Origin of the sequence: Arthrobacter sp. NtRootA1 (genome assembly GCF_019976975.1) — a bacterium.
Lineage (GTDB): Bacteria > Actinomycetota > Actinomycetes > Actinomycetales > Micrococcaceae > Arthrobacter > Arthrobacter aromaticivorans.
On sequence record NZ_AP024630.1, the window covers coordinates 486,093 to 509,503 of the forward strand.

Annotated in this window: 20 protein-coding genes and 1 pseudogene; 19 read left to right on the forward strand and 2 right to left on the reverse strand. The window is 62.2% G+C overall.

Annotation, left to right across the window (positions count from 1 at the left end; all coding sequences use genetic code 11):
* Positions 1-83 precede the first annotated feature (83 nt).
* The 16 genes and pseudogenes from LDN90_RS02380 to LDN90_RS02455 all read left to right on the forward strand — a co-directional run bounded on the left by LDN90_RS02380 (position 84) and on the right by LDN90_RS02455 (position 18,357).
* A complete protein-coding gene (locus LDN90_RS02380; protein WP_223947772.1) occupies positions 84-1,442 on the forward strand; it encodes an extracellular solute-binding protein in 1,359 nt (452 codons plus the stop codon).
* A gap of 12 nt (positions 1,443-1,454) precedes the next feature.
* Positions 1,455-2,516: a sugar ABC transporter permease gene (locus LDN90_RS02385; protein ID WP_223947773.1), complete on the forward strand. Its 1,062-nt coding sequence runs from the start codon at positions 1,455-1,457 to the stop codon at positions 2,514-2,516.
* Complete coding sequence (locus LDN90_RS02390; RefSeq protein ID WP_216922153.1) at positions 2,513-3,448, forward strand: carbohydrate ABC transporter permease; 936 nt, start codon at positions 2,513-2,515, stop codon at positions 3,446-3,448. The genes LDN90_RS02385 and LDN90_RS02390 overlap by 4 nt, the downstream gene beginning before the upstream one ends.
* Positions 3,449-3,450: 2 nt before the next feature.
* Positions 3,451-4,298: pseudogene (locus LDN90_RS02395) on the forward strand (sugar phosphate isomerase/epimerase family protein).
* Positions 4,295-5,485: a Gfo/Idh/MocA family oxidoreductase gene (locus LDN90_RS02400; RefSeq protein WP_223947774.1), complete on the forward strand. Its 1,191-nt coding sequence runs from the start codon at positions 4,295-4,297 to the stop codon at positions 5,483-5,485. Before LDN90_RS02395 ends, LDN90_RS02400 begins: the two are co-directional and overlap by 4 nt.
* Positions 5,482-6,408, forward strand: a complete 927-nt coding sequence (locus tag LDN90_RS02405) for a sugar phosphate isomerase/epimerase family protein (RefSeq protein WP_223947775.1) — start codon at positions 5,482-5,484, stop codon at positions 6,406-6,408. The genes LDN90_RS02400 and LDN90_RS02405 overlap by 4 nt, the downstream gene beginning before the upstream one ends.
* Before the next feature lie 3 nt (positions 6,409-6,411).
* The gene (gene uxaC, locus LDN90_RS02410; RefSeq protein WP_223947776.1) at positions 6,412-7,806 is read left to right on the forward strand and encodes a glucuronate isomerase; all 1,395 of its coding nucleotides are present in this window, start codon (positions 6,412-6,414) and stop codon (positions 7,804-7,806) included.
* Positions 7,803-9,152 carry a mannitol dehydrogenase family protein gene (locus tag LDN90_RS02415; protein ID WP_223947777.1) on the forward strand — a complete coding sequence of 450 codons (1,350 nt, stop codon included), beginning with the start codon at positions 7,803-7,805 and terminating at the stop codon, positions 9,150-9,152. Before uxaC ends, LDN90_RS02415 begins: the two co-directional genes overlap by 4 nt.
* 24 nt (positions 9,153-9,176) lie before the next feature.
* Entirely contained in the window at positions 9,177-10,406 is a 1,230-nt protein-coding gene (gene manD, locus LDN90_RS02420) for a D-mannonate dehydratase ManD (protein WP_216922140.1), read from the forward strand.
* 7 nt (positions 10,407-10,413) lie between these two features.
* On the forward strand, positions 10,414-10,950 hold the full coding sequence (locus LDN90_RS02425; protein WP_223947778.1) for a gluconokinase: 537 nt from the start codon (positions 10,414-10,416) through the stop codon (positions 10,948-10,950).
* Positions 10,951-11,258: 308 nt separating this feature from the next.
* Positions 11,259-12,407: a multiple monosaccharide ABC transporter substrate-binding protein gene (gene chvE / locus LDN90_RS02430; RefSeq protein ID WP_216922137.1), complete on the forward strand. Its 1,149-nt coding sequence runs from the start codon at positions 11,259-11,261 to the stop codon at positions 12,405-12,407.
* Positions 12,408-12,520: 113 nt separating this feature from the next.
* On the forward strand, positions 12,521-14,050 hold the full coding sequence (mmsA, locus tag LDN90_RS02435; RefSeq protein ID WP_216922134.1) for a multiple monosaccharide ABC transporter ATP-binding protein: 1,530 nt from the start codon (positions 12,521-12,523) through the stop codon (positions 14,048-14,050).
* A 5-nt stretch (positions 14,051-14,055) separates the two neighbouring features.
* Positions 14,056-15,339, forward strand: coding sequence for a multiple monosaccharide ABC transporter permease (gene mmsB / locus LDN90_RS02440; protein ID WP_223947779.1), 1,284 nt, complete (start codon positions 14,056-14,058; stop codon positions 15,337-15,339).
* 159 nt (positions 15,340-15,498) lie between these two features.
* The gene (locus LDN90_RS02445) at positions 15,499-16,524 is read left to right on the forward strand and encodes a LacI family DNA-binding transcriptional regulator (RefSeq protein WP_223947780.1); all 1,026 of its coding nucleotides are present in this window, start codon (positions 15,499-15,501) and stop codon (positions 16,522-16,524) included.
* Between the two features lie 5 nt (positions 16,525-16,529).
* Complete coding sequence (gene pyrE / locus LDN90_RS02450) at positions 16,530-17,114, forward strand: orotate phosphoribosyltransferase (RefSeq protein WP_216922127.1); 585 nt, start codon at positions 16,530-16,532, stop codon at positions 17,112-17,114.
* Positions 17,115-17,220: 106 nt separating this feature from the next.
* A complete protein-coding gene (locus LDN90_RS02455) occupies positions 17,221-18,357 on the forward strand; it encodes a thioesterase domain-containing protein (protein WP_223947781.1) in 1,137 nt (378 codons plus the stop codon).
* 134 nt (positions 18,358-18,491) lie between these two features.
* Here the strand turns inward: LDN90_RS02455 and LDN90_RS02460 are convergent, their stop codons facing one another.
* Positions 18,492-19,229 carry a tyrosine-protein phosphatase gene (locus LDN90_RS02460; protein ID WP_223947782.1) on the reverse strand — a complete coding sequence of 246 codons (738 nt, stop codon included), beginning with the start codon at positions 19,227-19,229 and terminating at the stop codon, positions 18,492-18,494.
* 18 nt (positions 19,230-19,247) lie between these two features.
* Entirely contained in the window at positions 19,248-20,078 is an 831-nt protein-coding gene (locus tag LDN90_RS02465) for an HAD-IIA family hydrolase (RefSeq protein WP_216922814.1), read from the reverse strand.
* 301 nt (positions 20,079-20,379) lie between these two features.
* Between LDN90_RS02465 and LDN90_RS02470 the strand changes: the two genes are divergently transcribed.
* The 3 genes from LDN90_RS02470 to LDN90_RS02480 all read left to right on the forward strand — a co-directional run bounded on the left by LDN90_RS02470 (position 20,380) and on the right by LDN90_RS02480 (position 23,385).
* Positions 20,380-21,642 carry a hypothetical protein gene (locus LDN90_RS02470; RefSeq protein ID WP_223947783.1) on the forward strand — a complete coding sequence of 421 codons (1,263 nt, stop codon included), beginning with the start codon at positions 20,380-20,382 and terminating at the stop codon, positions 21,640-21,642.
* Between the two features lie 44 nt (positions 21,643-21,686).
* Positions 21,687-22,400 (forward strand): TrmH family RNA methyltransferase, encoded by a 714-nt coding sequence (locus LDN90_RS02475; RefSeq protein WP_216922113.1) that lies wholly within the window; start codon positions 21,687-21,689, stop codon positions 22,398-22,400.
* Between the two features lie 370 nt (positions 22,401-22,770).
* Positions 22,771-23,385, forward strand: coding sequence for a hypothetical protein (locus LDN90_RS02480; RefSeq protein WP_223947784.1), 615 nt, complete (start codon positions 22,771-22,773; stop codon positions 23,383-23,385).
* Positions 23,386-23,411 lie beyond the last annotated feature (26 nt).

Below are 23,411 nucleotides of genomic sequence, written 5' to 3' on the forward strand. Positions count from 1 at the left end.
GTTGCCAACTCCCTAGACTCGACAACGAAGCCCCTGTGACGCACGACACCACACCTGCGGGCTTGGTATCCAAGGAGGAAACAATGAGGTTTGCACCATCAGCAAAGCTGGCCGCCGTCATCGCAACGGCTGCGCTGGCTTTGACGGCCTGCGGGGGAAGCAGCAGCAGTTCCGAAAGCTCCGGAGGTGCCGTGGATGGCGCCGGCAAGAAACTGAGCGTCCTGACGGGAGTCAACAGCCAGTACCCGGAGCAGCAGAAAGAATGGTTCAAGGACATCGCGGCCAAGTTCAAGGCCAAGACGGGCGCGGATGTTGAATTCGAGACGTTCGCGTCCGCCAACGACGAACTGACCCGTATCCAAACGTCAGTAGTTTCCGGTCAGGGACCTGACGTCTACAGCCTGGGCACCACCTTTACGCCCACCGCCTACGCCACCAAGGCCTTCGTGACTCTCTCCGATGATGACTGGAAGAAGGTGGGTGGCAAGGACCGTTTCAATCAGGCCGCACTGGGCATATCCGGACCGGACTCTGAGCACCAGGCGGGCATTCCCTTCGTCAGCCGCCCCTTCGTCATGGCCTATAACAAGGACATTCTTGCCGCTGCAGGTATCGAGAAGCCGGCCACCACGTGGGACGAACTCGCAGAGCAAGCCAAGAAGATGACCAACGCCAGCACGGGTACGTTCGGCCTCGCCACCGGCTACAAGGACAACTTTGACCCGTGGAAGTTCATTTGGGCCATGTCCGTCCAGGCCGGCAACCCCTTGGTGGACGGCGACAAACTGAAAATGGATGATCCCACGGTCAAGAAAGCCTACGAGACCTACTTCGGCTGGCTGACCAAGGACAAAGTGGTGGATCCGGCCGCGATTGGCTGGAGCAACAGCAACGCTGTGGCGGCCTTCGCTTCCGGTAAGGCCGGCTACCTGATGATGACGACGTCGAGCTCAGTCCCAACCTTGGACAAGTCCGCCATTGCCGGCAAATACGCATACTCGATCATGCCCACTACGGCACCGGGTGAAACTTCACCGAAGGGCGACGGCGACAAAGCCGCCAGCATCCTTTCCGGCGACAACGTGGTGGTTGCGGACTACTCGCAGCAGAAGGACCTGGCGTTCGCGTACATCGAGCTCATCACGTCAAAGGATGAGCAGTTGAACTACCAGAAGATCTTCGGGGAACTTCCCGCCAACGCCGACGCACTGGCCTCGCTGACGGACCCGAAGCTCAAGCCGATTGCCGATGCCGCGGGCAAGTCAAAGGCCACGCCCTTCACCGGAGCCTGGGGAGACATCCAGCTGGGCCTCCTGAACGTCACCGTCCAGTCCATTCCGGAGCTGGCCAAGGGCGCCGTGGACGACGCAGCCCTAGAGCAGCGGCTCAAGGACGCACAGGCAAAGGGACAAGCATCCCTCGACCGGGCTTCGAAGTCCTAGGCAGGATCTCCGATGTCCACTGATTCTTTCAGGGAAATGAAAGCCATGACCGGCCCGGCTGCCGAAGGGCAGCCGGCCCGGTCCGGCACAAACGCCCAAGCGCCCGACGGCGGCACGTCACCGAGCGCTGGCACAGGCACCATCCAGCCAGCTGGACGCGGGAAGAAACCCGTCCGTCGGAAGGGTTTGAGCGAGCGCAACCGTCCGTTGTGGATGCTGATCCCCGGCGGGCTCCTGATGTTCGTCATCATCGTTCTGCCGCTGTTCCTTGGCATCTACATGTCCGCCCTCAACCTGGACCAGTATTCGCTCCGCAAGTGGGTCAGCGCACCGTTTATCGGCGTCGGGAACTTTGTGGAGGCCCTGACGGACTCGCCGCTGCTTCACTCTGTGTGGCTGAGCGTCAGCTACTCGTTGATCGCCATGATTGTCACCTTGCCGCTGGGAATTGCCGCAGCGGTGGCAACCCAGAACCGGTTCAAGGGCCGCGCGGTGATCCGATCGATCTTCCTGATCCCTTACGTTCTCCCGTCGTTCGTGGTGGCCACTGTGTGGCGGACAATGTTCCAGCCCAACGGCGTAGTGGACTCTGCCTTGGGAACGTTCGGGATGGATGCCGGGCTTTGGCTTAATGGGCCGCAGACCTATTGGACACTCATCCTGGTCCAGATCTGGGCTTCGTGGCCATTCATCTATCTCCTGGCACTTTCCGGCCTGCAGTCTGTGGACCACGAGGTCCATGAGGCCTCTGCGTTGGATGGTGCGCTGTGGTGGAACAAGCTGCGCTACGTCATCTTCCCTTACCTCAAGGGACCTCTGGCGCTGGCGTTCCTGATCGGCATGCTGCACCACATCAACAACTTCACCCTGCCGTTCGTGCTGTTCGGAGTTCCGGCACCCGCCGACGTCGAGGTTCTTCCGATCCTCACGTACGTGACCAGCTTCCAGAGCTTCCGCTTCGGACTCAGCGCCGCCATGGCCTTTGTCTCCCTGGTGCTTATCGCCATTCCGCTGTTCATCTATCTGTGCGCCGTCAAGCTGGACGACGCCGAGACGCCTGGAGGCAAGAAGTGAGCGCGTCAACTACCTCCGTCCGCGGCACAGCCAGCCGGGGCGCGTCAGCAACCACGTTCCGGCCCGGTTCAAAACGGCAACATGAAGTAACCCGTCTCCTGCCCGTGCCGATGCTGGCGATTATCCTCACCGTTCTGTGTGCGATCGTCCTGATCCCTGTCGCCTACATTTTCCTGGCTTCGGTTAACTCGGATATCGGCGTGGCAAGCGGCGAGTTCTGGCCTTCCACGTTTTCGATGGAGAACTACACCAAGATCTGGTCCAGCGTCGGGCTGGCCAAAGGCCTGACCAACAGCGTGCTCGTAGCGGGAGCCACGGCCGTGGTGTCCGCGGCGATGTCCGTGTCCATCGCCTACGTGCTGGTCAGGTACCAGTTCCGTGGAAGGCTAAGTATCCTGCGTGGCCTGTTGGCGCTGCAGTCCGTGCCCGGCACGCTCATGGTCCTGCCGGTGTTCGTCCTCTTCTCGTCAGCGGCAAGCTACCTCGGCGTCCAGGTCATCGGCACACAGTGGGGCCTGTTCATTACCTACCTCACTTTCGCCATGCCGTTCTCAACATGGGTGATGGTCACGTACCTGCGCGGCTTGCCGCGCGAGTTGGAAGAGGCTGCAAGGATCGACGGCGCCAGCAACCTTGGCGTACTGGTCCGCATCATCCTTCCACTCAGCTGGCCCGGAATCGTGGTCTCGGGCATCTTCGCCTTCCTGCTCGGATGGAACGATGTCCTGTTCGCCTCAGTCATGACCCGCCCCGATAGCCAGACAGCCGCCGTCGCACTGCAGATCTTCGGAGCTTCCCAGGAAGGTGGGGCCATCCCGCTGTACGGCCAAATGATGGCAGCTTCGCTCGTGTGCGCAGCTCCGGTCGTGATCCTGTACCTGATTTTCCAGCGTTACCTAGTGGGCGGACTTACCGCCGGAGGAGTCAAATAGCAATGACCGGTTCAGCAACAGTCGAATGGACGCTTTCGGGCTTCGGTGACGAAATCGACGACGACCCCGTGCTGCAGATCGCGGTACTTCAGGCCTTGGGCGCCAACCACATCGAGGTCCGCAGCGCGTGGGGTACCAACATCGTGGACCTCAATGACGGGCAACTTGGAGAGCTCAAAAAGCTCCTCGACGCAGCGGGCATGGGAGTGTCTGCCATCGCTTCACCCATCGGCAAGGTGGACGTCACGCTGCCTGTGGAACACGAGGTGGAGCGACTCCGTCGGGCGGCAAATGCAGCGAACGTCCTCGGTGCCCGCTACATCCGCATCTTCTCCTTCTACTACGGCGAGGACGTGGCAGTGGAGAGCATCCGCGACGACGTCATTGAGCGGATGCGTGCACTCGCTGCAGTGGCCGAAGAAAGCGGCGTTGTCCTGCTTCACGAGAACGAAAAGGACATCTTCGGGGACACCCCGGACCGTGTCCTGGACATCATCGAATCGGTGGCGTCGCCGGCGCTCAAGGTCGCCTGGGACCCGGCCAACTTCGTGCAGGTGGGCGTCAAGCCGTTCGACGAAGGCTACGCCAAGCTCCGCCCGCACCTTGAGTACTTGCAGGTCAAGGACGCGCGGTTCGCCGACGGCGTCGTGGTTCCTGCAGGGGAGGGCGACGGCGATGTGTTGCGCACCGTTGAGGCCCTGAAATCCGATGGCTTCGTGGGATTCGCAAGCCTGGAACCACACCTGGCCGGGGCGCACGGACTGGGCGGTTTTCCGGACCCACCGCCTTCGGGATGGCAGCCCGCGCGTTCGCCAAGATCGTCAATGAAGCAGGAGTGGAAACCAAGTGAGCACGGAAATCCCAGTTATCAACGTCGCCATTGCCGGTTGCGGCACTATTGGCCGGACTCACGCAGCAGCGGTCGGAGAACTGCCCGAGCTCCGCGTCACCGCACTGGTGGACGAGATCCCGGAAGCCGCAGATGCGCTAGCCCAGGAGATCGCGGACGGCGGCTCCGCCAAGCCAGCCACCTTCCGGACTCTGGGCGAAGCGTTCGCCAGTGCCGACGTCGATCTCGTCATCATCGCAACCCCTAGCGGGCTTCACATCCAGCAGGCATTGGAAGTCCTCGACGCCGGTAAGCACGTGGTCATCGAAAAGCCGCTCGACGTCAACCTGGATCACGCCGACGAGATCGTTGCCGCTGCCAAGGCTGCCGAAGCCAAAGGACTCGTAGCAAGCGTCATCAGCCAACACCGTTTCGATCCCGCGAGCGTCGTGGTGGACCAGGCCCGTCGCGAAGGCCGCTTCGGAAGGCTGACGTCCGCCATAGCTTCCGTCAGCTGGTACCGCAGCCAGGGCTATTACGATTCCGGTGCCTGGCGTGGAACGTGGGCCATGGACGGTGGGGGAGCCGTGATGAACCAGGGCGTGCACACCGTGGACCTGCTCCTGTGGTTCCTCGGACGGCCTGTGGAAATCAGCGCCAAGACCGCGCTCCTGGCGCACACGGACCTGGAGGTGGAGGACACCGCCGTGGCAACCCTCACGTTCGAGTCCGGCGCGCTCGCTGTCCTGCACGCAACGACCGCGGCCTACCCTGGCCTGACCGTTCGGCTCCAGGTCATGGGAAGCAAGGGTTCGGCAGTGATCGACAACGATAACCTCGAATACTTCCATGCTGCTGACCCGAACGGAGATGCGGACAGCGGGCCCATGGGCATCCGTGGCGGCGGCAACCAGGCCGAAGAGGAACTGGCCAAATTCCCTGAACCCCCACAGCAGACGAACCTCGACCCAACTGTCTACCCAGCCGGCCACATACGCCAGTACCGCGATGTTGTAGACGCTATCCAGCAGGGTCGCCCCGCGGGAGTCACCGTCCAGGACGCCGTCACTGCGCTGGCCACGGTCCGGGCACTGTACGTCTCGGCAACCCTCGGCCGCCCGGTCCTGATCGCCGATGTCATGGCCGGCAAATACAACGACGTTGAGGTGCGTACCGGCAACGGCCACTTCGAGGAGGTTACGGCATGAAATTCTCCGTCTTCACAGCCTCGACGCCGGACTGGACTCCGCAGCAAGCCGTGTCGGAACTGTCCGCCCAAGGCTGGCACGGCATCGAATGGCGTGTAACGGACCAGGCCGACGCTCCGGAACCAGGCTTCTGGGCAGGAAACAAAGCAACCTGGCCCATGACTGGCCTCGAGGACTCGCTTCCTGAGATCGCGCGGCTCACGTCCGAGGCCGGACTCGAGTACTCCGGCTTGGGCGGCTACGCACGGTGCGACGATCACGACGGCGTCGAAAGGGTCCTCGCGGCGACCGCCGCCTTGGGCGCCCGCCAAGTCAGGGTCAACGTGCTGCCGCTGGGCAACTCGACCATGGGCGGGCAGGAGCCGAGTGGGCTGTCCTACCCGGAGCTTTTCGACGCGACGCGTGAGCACTATGAATGGGTTGCCGGCAGGGCTGCGCACCACGGTGTCAAAGCGCTCATCGAGTTGCACCATGGCACGGTGACAGCCTCCGCGTCGTCGGCGCGCAGGCTCCTTGAGGGCCTTGATCCGAATCATGTGGGCGTCATCCATGACCTTGGCAACCTGTTGATCGAAGGCTGGGAATCCCCGCTGCCGGCACTGGAATTGTTGGGCCCATACCTGGCACACGTCCACGTGAAGAATGCCCGTTGGGTCCGCGCTGATGAGCGTGACGAGGCAGGTGCAGCGGTGTGGGTGAACGAGTGGGCTCCACTCACAGAGGGGCAGGGGAGCGTCCTGGCGTACTTCAAGGCCCTGGCACAGGTGGGCTATGACGCATGGGTAACTGTGGAGGACTTCTCCACCGACCTTCCACTCACAGAGCGCACAGCGGGCAACCTGGAGTTCCTTCGCCGCACCGCCTCGCTCGCCGGATTGACTGTCAACGCAAGCCTTCCCGCCGGCTCCACCTCGAAAGGCTGACCCATGACCGAGTCGCTTGCCACCCACCCGGACCGGCTGCTGCCAGCGGACCCCGGAACGCGTTCCGTAGCCCGCACGTTGCTGGCCAGGGTCCAGGACCTCCCCATCATCTCCCCGCACGGGCACGTTGATGCTGCAGTGATCGAGCAGAACACCCCGTTCCCGGATCCGGCCGCATTGCTTGTTACTCCGGACCACTACGTCACGCGGCTCATCCACGCTTCTGGGGTACCGCTGGAACAGCTCCAGCCGGGTGCCGGGGCACGGGAGGTCTGGCGGCTCTTCTGTGAATCCTGGCCTCTCTTTGACGGCACGGCTTCCGGATACTGGCTTCGGACCCAGTTCGAGACAGTCTTTGGGTTGCCGGGCGATTTGAGTGCTGACACGGCCGATGCCACCTTCGATGCCATGACCGCAAAGCTCGCCGAGCCGGGATTCCGCCCCCGCGAGCTCTTCAAAGACTTCAACATCGAAGTACTTGCCACCACTGACGACCCCCTGGACACCCTCGCAAGCCACCGTGCGCTCGCGGCTGATCCTTCATTCCATGGACGGGTCCTGCCAACCTTCCGCCCGGATGCGTACCTGAATATCGCCCATCCGTCGTGGGGAACCAACGTTGAGCGCCTCATTGAAACTGCGTCCGACGGCGGCACGGGCTACCGCGGTTACCTCACGGCCCTGGAAAAGCGCCGTCGCTATTTTGTGGAGCATGGCGCGGTCTCGGCCGACCACGGAGTCCGCACCCCGGCCACGCTCAAGCTGGACGCTGCTGAGGCGGAAAGATTGTTCGAACGCGCCCGGTCCGACCAAGCAACAGCCGCGGACCGTGACGTTTTCGAAGCACACATGATGTACCAGATGGCCAGGATGTCCGTGGAGGACGGCCTGGTGATGACAATCCACCCCGGTTCGTATCGGAACCATCACCAGCCCACTTTTGAGGCGTTCGGCGCGGACACTGGCCACGACATCCCCTTTGCCGTGGACTACACGGAGGCCATCCGACCGTTGCTGCAGGACTTCGGAACAGCGAAGGACTTCCATCTGGTGCTGTTTACCCTGGACGAGACCGTCTTCTCCCGCGAACTCGCGCCGCTTGCAGGCTTCTACCCGTCCGTGTACATCGGGGCTCCATGGTGGTTCCTGGACGCGCCGGATGCCATGCTTCGTTTCCGTTCGGCCATTACGGAGACCGCCGGCTTCTCCAGGTCTTCCGGATTCATCGACGACACCCGCGCGTTCTGCTCCATTCCCGCCAGGCATGATGCCTCACGCCGGATCGAAGCTTCCTTCCTCGCGCGGCTCGTTGCCGAGCACCGCATCAGCGAGGACCGCGCCCACGAGTTGATTGTCGACGTCGTCGATTCTTCGCCACGAAGGGTGTTCAAACTGTGAGTGCCGAGCAGGGCCGGTCGGCGGAACTGCCGCGGCTCAACCGTACCGTGAGGCCCGTGCCCAAACCGCCGGTGCGCATGGTGCATCTGGGCCTTGGCGCGTTCCACCGCTCGCACCAGGCCTGGTACACGCAGCATGCCGGCGATTCTGCCCAATGGGGGATCGCCGCCTTCACAGGTCGCCGCCCCGAGGCCGCAGCAGTTCTGGCGGAACAGGACGGCCTGTTCACAGTGGTGGAGCGGTCCGGCACAGGCGACTCGTTCGAGGTCATCGGCAGCATCGCGGAGGCGGTGGACGGGGCCGACGTCGTACGGTTGGCGGAGTTGGTGGCTGCACCGGACACTGCCATTGTCACGCTCACCATCACCGAGGCCGCATACGCTGCGGTTGATTCCGACATGGATGACAACTCGACGCCGTTGGCCCGTCTGGTGACCGCCCTCGCCGCCCGCAGGGACGCTGGGACGGGACCACTCGCCGTCGTGAGTTGCGACAATCTCGCCGAGAACGGAACCGTAGCGCGGCAGGCCATCGGTGTCCTTGCGCGCGCCAAGGATGCGGACTTGGCGGCATGGATCGATTCCAACGTCAGCTTTGTCAGCACCTCCGTTGACCGCATCACACCCCGGACAACTCCGGAAGATGTGGCCGCAGTCGCTGAGCAGTGCGGTTACCGGGACCAAGCTGCGGTGGTCACTGAGCCCTTCCACAACTGGATCCTCAGCGGCGACTTTCCAGCGGGCCGCCCTCAGTGGGAAGACGCTGGGGCAGTCTTTGTCGATGACATTGAGCCCTACGAGAACCGGAAGCTCTGGTTGCTGAACGGTGCGCACTCGATCCTGGCCTATGCCGGGCAGCTCAGGAGCCATTCAACAGTGGCTGAGGCCCTTGCCGATCCGGTGTGCCGCAAGGCCGTGGAAGATTTCTGGGACGAAGCGTCGCACCACATTCCCGGTGATGCGCTGGAAATTCCGGAATACCGCCAGGCACTGTTGGAAAGGTTCGGAAATGCCCGGATCGCCCACCATCTATCCCAGATTGCCATGGACGGGACCACCAAGCTTCGCCTGCGGGCTTTGCCGGTCCTTGACGCCGAACGTGCTGCCGGCCGTACAGGAGACGGTGCCGCGCGGATGATCGCAGCCTGGATCGCATACTTGTCCTCCACAGATGACTTCCAAGACCCGCTCGCCGCCGGGATCAGGGAAGCGAAAACGCTCGACGGCGAACACCGCACCGCAGCGCTGCTGGCGCTGGTCAATCCCGGGCTCGCCAGGGATGCTGCCCTCGTTGCGCAGATTCATCGGCTCCAGGACCCTCTGGCCGTCACCATCTCCCACGCTTAATATCCATCGGAAGGATCCTCGACCATGAAAATCATTGCCGCTGAAGTCTTCGTGACCAGCCCCTCACGGAACTTCGTCACCCTGCGGATCACCACGGAGGACGGTGTGACGGGCATCGGCGACGCAACGCTCAACGGCCGGGAACTCGCCGTCGCCGCGTACCTCAAGGAGCATGTTGCGCAGCTGCTGATCGGCAAGGATCCGCACCGGATCGAGGATACGTGGCAGTTCCTGTACCGCAGCTCGTACTGGCGCCGTGGTCCGGTGACCATGGCGGCGATTGCTGCGGTGGACATGGCGTTGTGGGACATCAAGGGCAAGGTGGCCGGCATGCCGGTCTACCAGTTGCTGGGTGGTGCTTCCCGGAACGGGCTGCGTGCCTATGGGCATGCCTCGGGTTCTGACATCCCGTCGTTGTTCGACTCGGTGCGCGAGCACTTGGAACTGGGCTACAAGTCCATCCGCATCCAGACCGCGGTCCCCGGTATCAAGGCCGTGTATGGGGTTGCTGCCCAGGCCCAGGCGTCGGGGGAACGGTACGATTACGAGCCTGCCGGGCGTGGGAATTTCCCGTTGGAGGAGGATTGGGACACCCGCGCGTACCTGCGCCACTTGCCCACGGTGTTCGAGGCCGTGCGTAATGAGTTCGGCCCGGAAATCCCGCTGCTGCACGACGGCCACCACCGCATGACACCCATTCAGGCAGCCAAGCTTGGCAAGGCGCTGGAGCCCTATGACCTGTTCTGGTTGGAGGATTGCACGCCGGCCGAGAACCAGGAAGGCCTGCGCCTGGTCCGCCAGCACACCACCACGCCGCTGGCCATCGGCGAAATCTTCAACACCGTGTGGGATTACCAGACCCTGATCAAGGAACAGTTGATCGACTACGTCCGTGCAGCCTCCACCCACTTCGGCGGCATCTCACCGTTGAAGAAGGTCATGGATTTTGCCGCGCAGTACCAGATCAAGTCCGGTTTCCACGGCCCCACGGACATCTCCCCGGTGGGCTTCGCCGCCCAGCTGCACGTGGGCTTGGCGATCCATAACTACGGCATCCAGGAATACATGCAGCACTCGGACAAGACCAACGAGGTCTTCCGGCAGTCCATGACGTTCAAGGACGGCTACCTGCACCCGGGCGATGAGCCAGGCATCGGTGTTGAGTTCAACGAGGAAGCCGCCGCTGCTTTCCCGTATCAGCAGGCTTACCTGCCCTACAACCGCCTCGTGGACGGCACTGTTCATGATTGGTGAAGCGGACATGACTGGTGAGGCGGGCATGGCTGGTGATCTGAACCAGCGCCACCACATCGTGGTGATGGGTGTGGCGGGTTGCGGCAAAAGCACTGTCGGCGCAGCGGTCGCTGAGCGGCTCGGGGCCGAATTCCTCGACGGCGATTCGCTGCACCCGCAGTCGAACATCGACAAAATGGCCTCGGGTACTCCGCTGAACGATGAGGACCGGGCACCTTGGCTGGCCGAAATCGGGAGACGCTTTACGGCGTCGAACTCTGCTCTTGTCATCGCGTGCAGCGCGCTCAAGCGCACCTACCGGGACATCATCCGCACAGGCGATCCGTCCGTGTTTTTCGTGCACCTGCACGGCAGCCGGGAGTTGTTGGATGAACGCATGAAGGCACGCCCGGGACACTTCATGCCCGTTTCGCTGCTGGATTCCCAACTCGCAACGCTGGAGCCGTTGCAGGCCGACGAAGCCGGAATCGTTGTGGACATCGCCCAACCCGTGGAGAAGATCGTGGAGGGGGTAGTCGCAGCCCTCGAAGGAGCACGGTCCTAGGTCGATGCACCAGAAGCCCGGCACTGCCCATAAGGCGGTGCCGGGTTTGCTTGTGTGCGACGTCGACACGGACGAGCGCAAATTGTGAACGCTAACAACGATTCAAGTCAAGAATTTTCCGCAAGGATTACTCCTGAGTAGGGGTATAACCAAATTGTGATCCAATCCACTTGACCCACGGTATTGTTAGCGTTCACAATGGCTGTCGTATCACTTTGAAGTGGCATGTGCCGCCCCCAGCACACAGGCCATCCCAGCTTCACCGTGCCGGACGCACAGATGCTCCGGCTGCATCAGAGTTCGCGGCAATGCTGCCGCGGAAGGAGAGCATCGTGAGATTAAAGAAACTCCTGGGCGCCGTAGCGGTTGTCCTTACCTTGACCGTGGGAGCCACGGGCTGCGGTAGCCGCGGAGGAGCTGCAGAATCCAGCAGCACCGCCAAGCCCAGCGATTCGCTGGTCGGCATTTCGATGCCGACGCAGACGTCCGAGCGTTGGATCGCCGATGGCGCCAACGTTGAGAAGTCCTTGAAGGACCTTGGTTACAAGACTGACCTTCAGTTCGCCAACGATGACATCCCTACGCAGGTCTCCCAGATTGAGAACATGCTGACCAAGGGCGCCAAAGCCCTGATCATCGCAGCAATTGATGGCACTACGCTGACGGACGTCCTGGCCAAGGCCAAGGAACAGAACGTTAAGGTCATCGCCTACGACCGCCTCATCAACGGAACGCCCAACGTTGATTACTACACCACCTTCGACAACTACACCGTAGGTGTCCAGCAAGCTACGTCACTGCTCACCGGCCTTGGCCTGATGGACGCAAGTGGCAAGAAGGTTGAAGGCAAGGGCCCGTTCAACGTGGAGCTCTTCGCCGGAAGCCCGGATGACAACAACGCCAACTTCTTCTGGACCGGCGCCATGGACACCCTCAAGCCCTACCTCGATGCAGGCACCTTGAAGGTTCCCAGCGGCCAGACCAAGTTCGAGCAGGCAGCCATCCTGCGCTGGCAGGCACCCGTTGCCCAGAAGCGCATGGAAGACATCCTGACCTCGGCTTACAGCTCCGGCACCAAGCTGGACGGCGTGCTCTCCCCGTATGACGGCCTCTCCATCGGCATCATCTCCGCCCTGACCAGCACGGGTGGCTACTCCACCGGAAAGCTGCCGGTAGTTACCGGCCAGGACGCCGAGAAGGGCTCCGTGAAGTCCATCATCGCCGGCGAGCAGTACTCCACAATTTTCAAGGACACCCGCCAGCTCGGCGCGCAGGCCGTGAAGATGGTTGACGCCGTGCTCAAGGGCAACGAGCCGGAAACCAACGACACCAAGACCTACAACAACAAGGTCAAGGTTGTTCCGGCCTTCCTCCTGAAGTCCGTCATCATCACCAAGGACAACTACAAGAAGGAACTCATCGACTCGGGCTACTACAAGGAATCCGACGTCAAGTAAGCACTTCCTTCGGGTTGTGGTCCCGCTGCCAAAGCGGGGCGGGGCCACAACCCACCATGAGCCGGCCGAATCCCCGGCCAGGCCAAGTTCCAACCAGTCAGTGGGAATTGACGATGAACGTACCCATTCTTCAAATGCGAGGAATAACCAAGACCTTCCCCGGGGTCAAGGCCCTTCAGGACGTCACCCTGGATGTAAACCGCGGCGAAGTCCACGCCATCTGTGGAGAGAACGGCGCCGGGAAATCCACCCTTATGAAGGTATTGTCCGGGGTGTACCCGCACAACTCCTTTGACGGCGACATTCTTTTTGAGAACGAACCCTGCGAATTCAACAGCATCTCGGACAGCGAGAAGCGCGGGATCGTGATCATCCACCAGGAGCTGGCCCTTAGCCCGTACCTTTCCATCGCTGAGAACATTTACCTCGGCAACGAACTGGCAAACAACGGCTGGGTGGATTGGCGGAAAACCAACCTCGAAGCCGCCAAGCTGCTTGCCCGTGTAGGTCTGAGCGAAAACCCCGTCACACCCATCCAGCACATCAGTGTTGGCAAGCAGCAGCTCGTGGAGATTGCCAAGGCGCTCTCCAAAGAGGTGAAGCTCCTCATCCTGGACGAGCCAACCGCTGCGCTGAACGATGAAGACTCGGACCACCTGCTGGACCTCATCCTGCACCTCAAGGGCCAGGGCGTCACCAGCATCATCATCAGCCACAAACTCAACGAGATCCGCAAGGTGGCCGACGCCGTCACTATCATCCGCGATGGCAAGTCCATTGAGACCCTGCGCCTGGACCAGGGCCAAATCACCCAGGAACGCATCATCCGCGGCATGGTGGGACGCGACCTTGAAAGCCTCTATCCGGACCGCACTCCGAACATCGGAGAGGAAGTCCTCCGCATTGAAGACTGGACCGTTCAGCATCCCCAGGACCACAGCCGCATCGTGGTTCACAACGCCAACCTGAATGTCCGCAAGGGCGAAGTGGTGGGCTTGGCCGGCCTTATGGGCGCGGGCCGCACGGAACTGGCAATGAGCGTTTTCGGCCGGACATATGGACGAGCCGTTTCGGGCAGGGTCTATAAGTATGGCGAAGAGATCGACACGTCCACCGTTTCCGACGCGATCGATCACGGCATTGCCTACGCCACCGAGGACCGCAAGCACTATGGCCTGAACCTCATTGAGGACATCAAACGGAACATCTCCATGGCAGCGCTGAACAAGCTGGCCAAACGTGGCTGGGTCGATGGCAATAAAGAGACCACCATCGCCAACCATTACCGCAAGAGCATGAACATCAAGGCCCCATCCGTGGCAGCCATCACCGGCAAGCTCTCCGGCGGTAATCAGCAGAAAGTAGTGCTGAGTAAGTGGATGTTCTCGGATCCGGACGTGCTGATCCTGGACGAACCAACCCGTGGCATCGACGTCGGCGCCAAGTTCGAGATCTACACGATCATCAATGAACTCGCGGCCGCCGGGAAAGCCGTGATCGTGATCTCCTCGGAGCTGCCTGAGCTTCTGGGCATTTGCGACAGGATCTACACGCTGTCCGCGGGCCACATCACCGGCGAGGTCCCCATTGCCGAGGCCACCCAGGAAACCCTCATGCACTTCATGACTCAAGAGAAGGAATAGCCAACATGTCCGCCCTACGAGAATCCCTTGGCTTCCTCACAAGCCGCCTCCGCCAGGTTGGCATCTTCGTCGCCCTGATCCTGATCGTTATCCTCTTCCAGGTCTTGACCAACGGCATCCTGCTTGAACCCCAGAACGTCAGCAACCTGGTGGTCCAGAACAGTTACATCCTGATCCTCGCTATTGGCATGGTGATGGTCATCATCGCCGGCCACATCGACCTCTCCGTCGGGTCCATCGCCGGGTTCATCGGTGCTGTCGCCGGCGTGATGATCGTGCACTGGGGCTGGGCATGGTGGCTGGCCATCCCGGCTTGTCTCCTGGTGGGTGCCTTGGTGGGTGCCTGGCAGGGTTATTGGATTGCCTATGTGGGCATTCCCGCCTTCATCGTCACCCTGGCCGGCATGCTCATTTTCCGCGGCCTGACGCTCATTACCCTGAAGAACCAGCAGATCACCCCGTTCCCCAACGAGTTGCGGGCCCTCGGTGGAGGCTTCCTCCCCGATATCTCCGGAGGCACATCCGTACTGGAATGGCTGACCGTGATCCTGGGCGTTGGCGGCACCGCAGCCATCCTCTTCCAAGCCATCAAGGAACGCCGGGTCCGTCGCAAGTTCAACCTTGAGAACGAGCCGATGGCATGGTTTGCGGTCAAGAACGGCTTCATTGCCGTGCTCATGCTCATCATCACGTTCCTCCTGGCAAGCTACCGCGGAACGCCGATCGTGCTGATCGTGCTGGCAGCCCTCGTGATCCTGTACTCGGCATTGATGAACAACAGCATCTTCGGACGCCACACCTACGCCATCGGTGGCAACCTGCATGCAGCAGAGCTCTCCGGCATCAAGACCAAGAAGGTCACCTTCCGGCTCTTCGTCAACATGGGCGTCCTCGCCGCCCTGGCCGGCTTGGTGTTCACAGCCCGACTGAACTCTGCCCAGCCTGCAGGCGGTACCGGCTTTGAACTGGACTCTATTGCTGCCGCCTTCATCGGTGGCGCGGCCGTCCAAGGCGGCATCGGTACCGTTGCGGGAGCAATGATCGGTGGCCTCATCATGGGCGTCCTGAACAACGGTATGTCCATCCTCGGCCTGGGAACCGATTACCAGCAGCTCATCAAGGGCCTGGTTCTCCTCCTTGCCGTCGGGTTCGACATCTTCAACAAGAACCGGACGGGTGCTGGTGGAGGATCCTCACTCAGCCGCCGCTTCAAGTGGAAGACCACGCCTCCGGCAACCGAAGCTACCAAACCTGCCAAGACTGAACCTGTGCGGGTAGACGCCAAGTAGCAAAAAGTCCCCGGGATTGGCCTGCATCCCGCTCCGAACTGAGCTGTCCTGCTCAGAGCGAAGAGCCGGATGCGGGCCAATCCTGCCCAAGCAGGCCATACGAATCCATAAAGTGAGGTGCGGATGTCTCCCGGGGCAACACCGAACAGGCCACCCGTCATGGGGGACGTAGCCAAGTTGGCCGGGGTCTCGCACCAGACCGTTTCCCGTGTCCTGAACAACCACCCCAATGTCAGCGGCAAGACCAAGGAACGCGTGGAATCGGCAATCGCCAGCCTTGGATACAGGCGCAACACGGCGGCTCGCAGCCTGGTGACGCGACGGTCCCGGACCATAGGCGTGCTGGCCTGCGAAACCGGTCAGTACGGACCTGCCAACACCTTGCTCGGAGTCGAACAGGCGGGCCGGGAAGCAGGCTATTTCGTCAGCATCGCCAACCTCCGCGAAGTGACCGGCGACAGCATCAACGACGCCATCGCCCATTTTCGCAATCAATCCGTGGAGGGGGTAGTCATCCTCGTTCCGCATCCGGATGTCCTTGCTGCCCTCCGCGACGTTGTGGTCCCGTTTCCCATGGTGGCCGTGGGCGCCGGAACCGGGAACCAACTGACGGGTGCTTCACTAAACCAGCGTTTGGGAGCGCGGTTGGCAGTGGAACATCTCATCGGGCTCGGTCACCGCCACATCGGACATATTTCCGGTCCGCCGCACTGGATTGACGCGGCTGAGCGCATCAAGGGATGGCAGGAGGCTCTTGGCAACGCTGGCTTGGAGGCCCACGTTCTTCTCCAGGGGGGATGGGATGCGGCTTCGGGATACGAAGCAGGCCTGGCGCTCATCGAACAGCGCAAACTAGACGATCAGCCCACTGTCACCGGCGTCTTTGTCGCGAACGACCAAATGGCTGTAGGAGTCCTTCGCGCCCTTCAGGAAGCCGGTTTGCGGGTCCCCGAAGACATCAGCGTGGTGGGTTATGACGATCAGCCTGAAGCTGCGTTCTTCCTGCCGCCACTGACCACCATCAAGCAGGACTTTGAAGAACTCGGCCGCCGTTGCATGTCCGCGGTACTCCAGCAGTTGGATAGCGAAGCAGGCAACGAGGAGCAGATCGTGAATCCCAGGCTGGTTGTTCGTTCAACGACAGCTGCCCCTGCGCTTCGCCCAGCTCGGTCGCCACTAAACTAGAAGCCATGACTTCCACCAGTACCCCTGCAGCAGACACTGCCACCGCCCGTGCACGCCTTCTTGAACTCATCAAAGAGTTGGCGGTGGTCCGCGGAAAGGTGATCCTCTCCAGCGGTAAGGAAGCTGACTACTACATCGACCTCCGCCGCATCACCCTGCATCACGAGGCCTCCAAACTGGTGGGCCAGGTCATGTTGGCAATGATCGACGACGCCGGGATCCCGGTTGAGTGCGCTGGCGGACTCACCATGGGTGCCGACCCGGTGGGTACCGCTGTCATGCACGCCGCCGCAGACGCCGGCCGCGCCGTGGACGCATTCGTTGTCCGCAAGGCCCAGAAGTCCTACGGCATGGGACGCCAAGTGGAGGGTCCTTCGGTGGAAGGCCGCAACGTGGTTGTCCTCGAGGACACGTCCACCACCGGCGGGTCCGCACTGACCGCCGTCGAGGGAGTCCGTAAGGCTGGCGGCAATGTGGTTGCCGTCGCCGTCATCGTGGACCGGGACACCGGCGCCAAAGAGAAGATCGAAGCCGAAACCGGCGTGCCCTACCTCTTTGCCTTCGGCAAGGACGAACTGGGCCTCAACTAGGGAGTTTGTGTACAGGGCGACGCCCCTAAAAGCGTATTTTAGGGGCAAGAACTGCGCACAAACTACGGGGCTGTAAGGCAGTGCCCGCGAAGCCTATGCTAGCTGCGTGGACGTTCAAGTAGGGAAGCTCCAGGCTCCGCCGGAGGTGAACGAAAACCTCCCGGGCGCGGGCTCTGCCATGCCCGGATCCGTCTCAGGGGATGCTGCCGATCCGGCTGACTGGGCTCGGATCCTGCCCAACGTTTCGCGGATAAAGCGGACATCCCGACGCAACTTCCTCATCACTGCAGGGGTTTCGCTGGCGTTGGCAGGAGACATGCTGTTTACCCGGCGCGTGCAGGCCGAGCGGCGCGCCACCAAGATCCTCCGCGTCCCGGATTCGTACTCGGATCTCTACTTTCCCAAGGCCAGTTGGATCCTCTTTCCCGGGTACAAAACCAGCTGGGAAGAGGCACAGTGGATCCTGAACTCACTGCGTCCTGCCCTGCACCAGCGCGGCCGACTTGCCGCCGTCGGGTATTCCAACCTTGGCCTGGACGTTGACGAGATCGTCCGCGAAGTCATTCTTCACGTGCGCGAACTGGGGCTGGAGAAGCTGTATTTCTATGGCCACAGCTTCGGTGGGATGCTCGCCACGCAAGTTGCCGCCCGTCTGCTGGAGCTGCATGGTGTGGAGACCCAGCTGATCGTGCTGGATTCCAGTCCCTTCAGCCGCGCTGATGTGCTGGATCAGAGCTGGTTCGACGGCGTGGTGTTCCTTTATGAGAATGGCTTCCGCATCCCGTCAGTCCTGCGTGGCGGCTACGAACTGGGGGAGCGCGTGGTCCACAAGGACGAGCGCACTTGGCGGCAGATCCTGGACCAAAGCCTGGAGCAGCTCTCGCCGATCGCCCCGTCCAGCGTGCTGATCCAGACGGAGTCTGCGTATATCTACCACTTCGACGGCTTGCGTTTCGCCGGCAAAATAGGCTCGGCCAAAATGGCATTCCTCGGCAACTCCAGGGACAACACGGTCAACTACGAATCCGCGCGGGCGGGGTGGAGCAAGGTCTTCGCGTCGAACATGAAGCTCCCCGTGCTGAGCACGGAGGGTGCGCGGCCAGCACACGCCAGCCCGCAGTGGAGTGCCGATGTTTACCGGCCCCTGTTGGAGCGGGTCCAGAATGAGCTGGAACCGCTGCCGCCTGCCCCCCAGGAGCCGTCGTACCAGGAGCCAAATGGACGGGTTATCCGGCCGGCCTAGGTTTTGCGTTGCTGGGGCCGTGGCTTCCTGACCTTGTTTGGCCCTTTTCAGGGCCGCAATCAGCGTGAATTGGTTGTTTTTTGGCTCCCGCGGCGTCAAAGAGGGTCAGGAAGCCTTATTCAGTCCCCAGTGCTTCAACCCCGCAACGCGTCAACCTCGACGGCGGTGAGGCCGGCCTCGCGCAGGAAGCCGCGGGCGTCTCCGAACTCCCGCGCGAAGCCGACCAGGAAATGCCGGATCGCCGCTTCCGGGCTCTGCAGGATCATGAGGTCGGGGCTGAAATATTGTGCGGGCGTGGAGGGGACGTGGAGCCGCCACGTTTCGGCCATGACCTGCAGCAGGTTCGGAAGGTTGCGCGTGGTGGCCGTGTAATCCTTCACTACGGACTCGTCCGATTCACCCGCGGCCATCAATGCGATCGCCGACACCACGCCGGTCCGGTCCTTGCCCAACGAACAATGAACAAGTGTGCGCTTGCCTTCCGCGACAGGACGCAAGGCATCAGCAGCCCACTCCGGCCGGACGCGGATCCAGCCCAAATACAGGTTGCCCAGGTCCTCCGGCGTCTGCACTGCCTGCAACGAACCCGCCACAGCGTTCGGGTCCAGCGGATTGTGGATGAGCTCGACGCCGGGCGCGGCGACGGCGGTACTCCCGCCACCGCCGTCGGGCTTGGTTGCATTCAAAGGGGCGGAGCCGTTTGAAACCAGCCACGGAACGAAGGACCGCTCGAGCTCGCTGCGCAAGTCCATGATGGCCTGGATGCCGTGCTCCGCCAGGAATCCAGATGTCGCGGCAGCATCCAGGCCAAACGGTTGGCTCCCCCTCAGTATCCGGCCACCGGCCAGAGGACGGAGGTTGAGCACAGCCATGACGGGACTCCTTTGGCTTTAGATCTGGCTCTTGAGATCGGCTACGGAGCTCAGGATCTGGTTGGGGCGGAACGGGAAGGACACGATTTCCTCGCGCTGGGTGATGCCGCTGAGCACCAGGACGGTGTGGAGCCCGGCTTCCATTCCTGCCACGATGTCGGTGTCCATGCGGTCGCCGATCATGGCCGTGGTCTCCGAGTGGGCGTCGATCTGGTTCATGGCCGAGCGGAACATCATGGGGTTCGGCTTGCCCACGATGTACGGCTCGCGGCCCGTTGCCTTGGTGATCATTGCCGCGATTGCGCCGGTTGCCGGCATGGGGCCGTCCTTGGAAGGACCGGTGGCATCAGGGTTGGTCGCGATGAAACGGGCGCCGGCAAGGATGTGGCGGACGGCCATGGTGATCGCTTCGAAAGAGTAGGTGCGGGTCTCGCCGAGCACCACGAAGTCAGGTTCCGTGTCCGTCAGGATGAATCCGGCCTCGTGCAATGCGGTGGTGAGGCCGGCCTCGCCGATGGTGTAGGCGCGGTTGCCTGAATCAGAGGACTGGACCTGGTCCTTGAGGAACTGGGCCGTGGCCAGCGCCGACGTCCAGATGTTCTCCTCCGGAACTTCCAGCCCGGACGCGCGGAGGCGGGCTGCGAGGTCCCGCGGAGTGAAGATGGAATTGTTGGTCAGGACCAGGAAGCGCTTGGATGTATCCACCCAGCGCTGGATGAGCTCGGCTGCACCCGGGATTGCCTGGTTTTCATGAACCAGCACGCCGTCCATGTCCGTGAGCCAGCATTCGATTTCGTGGCCGTTCCGGTAAACCGATGCGGACGTGTGGGGCGAGGATTCTTCTGCCATATTTGCCTCCGGCTGGGATTGGTCATGCACTGCTTCCCAGTCTTTCATCATTCGAGCGGCTAAACATCCTTGGCATTCCGCTATGTGGGTAGTTCTACCCATGTGGAAAACCGCTGTGACTTGCCCGCTACTCGACGGACTGAACTACGCTTGTTCCGGCGCAGGCGTGCCACCACCGTGGGTCGGGGGATCGACATGGTGGATTTTTTGTGTCGCCGCACTTCAGCAGGTCCCCACTACTGGATCGATAACCGGATATCCCCAGATACGCCGGTACTCAACACGTTTGAAAGGGCCTGTCATGAGCAACAACAATGGAGTGCCGCAGCCCCCGTACAATCCCGACGGCGTGCCGCAGCCACGCTACGACACCGGGCAGGGGCAATACCGGCAGTATCAGCCGGGCCATACCCAGCCCATGTATCAGCCGGAAGGGCAGGCGCAGGAAGGCCAGACGGAGGCTTTCCCGACGCAGCCGGCGCCCACCCAGGCTTTCCCCGCGCAACAATTCCCAACCCAGCAGGGGCACGTTGACGGCGAGTTCGCGGAAACTGTCCACCGCTACCCACAGGCGCAGCAGGGTCAGCCTGGTTTCCCGCCGCCGGGCAGCGGCTACCCGGAGCAGCAGGGCAGCGGCCAGGCTGGATATCCAGGTCAACCGGGCTACCCCGGCCAGCCCGGCGGACCCAGCCAGGGCCCGGGTGACCACAACAAGAAGGCACTGTTCCTGATCCTCGGTGGAGTCGCCGTCGTCGTGATCATTGCGCTGGTAGTTGTGTTCGCATGGTTGATTCCTTCGGTGACCAAACCGGTGGCCGTAGAGAGTCCCGTGCCTTCGGCCAGTGCCTCCGACGAAGCGTCGGACGCGGCAGCCGAGCCGTCCGATGACCCGTCTGCGGAGCCGTCTGGCGACGCAACCGCCTCCTCTGAGATTCCGGATGGTGCCATCCCGCTGCCCAGCGTGTGGGAAGAATTCGCTGGCCCGACGAATGTCCCGGCCGACGGCGACCCGCTGTTCAGCAAGTGGGTCACGGGCGAATCTTCCTTCCAGTACCTGGCCGAGTGGACCCACGACGAATCCTTCGGAATCACCAAGGACCCCACCACCGGTGAAGAAATTCAGAAGAAGGCCCAAGGCACCGTGGAGGCGGACGGCGACGGCATTGCTCTCGCATATGCATTCTTCGCCGAGTCCGACGAAGGCAAGTTCGGCAAGGATCCGAAAGAGATCAAGGCCGCGATCGAAGATATCGAGGCCCGGTACAAGGGCATGACTGCCACCGAGCTGCCCCAGAACCTGGTTGGCCACAAGTGCACCTCGGATTTCAAGACCTCGATGCCCGAGATCCGCGAATTCCGTCGTGGCGCTGCCGTGGTCATTGGATTCACCTGCACCAACGCGCGTGGGGAAGAAATCCAGGCAGTCAACCTGTTCTCGGTCACACCGTGGGGAACGCCGCAGATGCTGGGCGTTAGCGGGCACAAGACCTATTGGGACGCCCACCCTGGCCTGATGGAGCAGCTGGCCAACTCGTACCGCATCAACAAGTGGAAGATGGTCTAGCCGGCGGGCAAAGAGCAAAGACCGGGCAGGGCTAAAGTTGAGGGGTGACTGACCTTCCCCCCAACACAGCCCTGCCCACCCCTGCCCATTCCCCTGACGGAACCGTGGAAGTTGACAGGACAATGGCAGAAGGCGGGACTGAAGCGAAACCGGAGGTCGGCGTCGGGCCCTGGGAAGGCGAGTGGCCGGTTGGCGAGCATTGGGACCCGGACCTGCTCAGGGATGGTGACCGCCGCAACGTGGTGGATAAGTACAGGTATTGGAAGCACGAGGCGATCGTCGCGGACCTGGATTCCAAGCGGCACGAATTCCACATCGCGATTGAGAACTGGCAGCACGACCTCAACATCGGCACGGTTGTGCGCACAGCCAATGCGTTCCTCGCCAAAGAGGTCCACATCATTGGTCGACGCCGGTGGAACCGTCGCGGGGCGATGGTCACCGACCGCTACCAGCACGTCCGCCACCACCCCACCGTCGAGGAGTTTGTCCAGTGGGCGCAGGGGGAGGGGCTTGCCGTGATCGGCATCGATATCTTCCCGGATTCCGTGCCCCTGGAAACCTACGACCTCCCGGAAAAGTGCGTCCTGGTGTTCGGGCAGGAAGGCCCGGGCCTCACACCCGAGGTCCATGAAGCAGCTGTTGCTACGTTGTCCATTGAGCAGTTCGGCTCCACGCGTTCCATGAATGCTGCCTCTGCTGCGGCGATCGCGATGCACGCGTGGGTTCGCCGGCACGTGTTCCAGCAGCCTGTCTAACTCCCGCCGAGATGGCACTTAATGACAATCCAAGCGCGCTCGGATTGTCATTAAGTGCCATCTCGCCGAGCGCAGAACATCTGACCACGGGTTCCTTCTCTGTGCGTGCATCGGACAAAGCCGGTGTGACCCGGTCCCGGACCCGTGCCAAGGACTTGTTGCTGGTATCCCGGGGAATCCGGATGCCGGACGGGTCCGGGGCTTCCGGGTCATCCGCTTTGAGGGCTTACACGGACCTGGACGATTCCTCCACCCTGGTTTCCTTATCGGCCGCCCGGATCTGGGATGTCCCCTTGCCGGGCAACCGCAGCGGGGATTGGCGCATCATCTTGCCCGGCGGAGGGGGTTCAGTTTTCCGCGACGGGTCAACGTGGCCGGACACCTCCTCACCTTTCTTCCGGAGGAGGTGCTCGAGTACGACGGCGTCAGGCTCACCTCGCCCGCGCGGACGTGGCTGGACTTGGCCGCGCTGCTGCCCTTGGAGGATCTGGTCGCAGCGGGTGACCACCTTGTGTGTTCGCACGGCCCGGGGTTTCCCATGCCCAAGGACGCGCTGTGCAGCATCGAGGAGCTGACGGAGATAGTGCGCCGTCATCCAGGCATGCGCGGCGTGCGGAACGCCCGCGCAGCACTGGAGCTCATTCGTGTGGGCGCGGATTCTGCCCCGGAGACTCTGATGCGCCTGGCCCTGGTCAATGCGAATCTCCCGGAACCTGTCCTCAACCACATTGTCCGCGATGCCCTTGGCCAGCCCGTGCTCTGGCCGGATGCCGCATACCGCGAGTTCAGGGTCTCTCTTCAATACGACGGCCAACATCATGGCGGCGCGGACCAGCACCTCAGGGACATCGAGCGGCAGGAAAAGTCCCTCGCCCACGGCTGGCTGGAAGTCCGGATCTCCAAGCAGGACCTCCAAGGTGAGAGACCCGCCGTCGTGCATAAGGTCCGCCGTGCGCTCGAAAGCCGTGGCTGGCGCGCGAGGTGACACTTAATGCCAATGTCAGCGCGCAG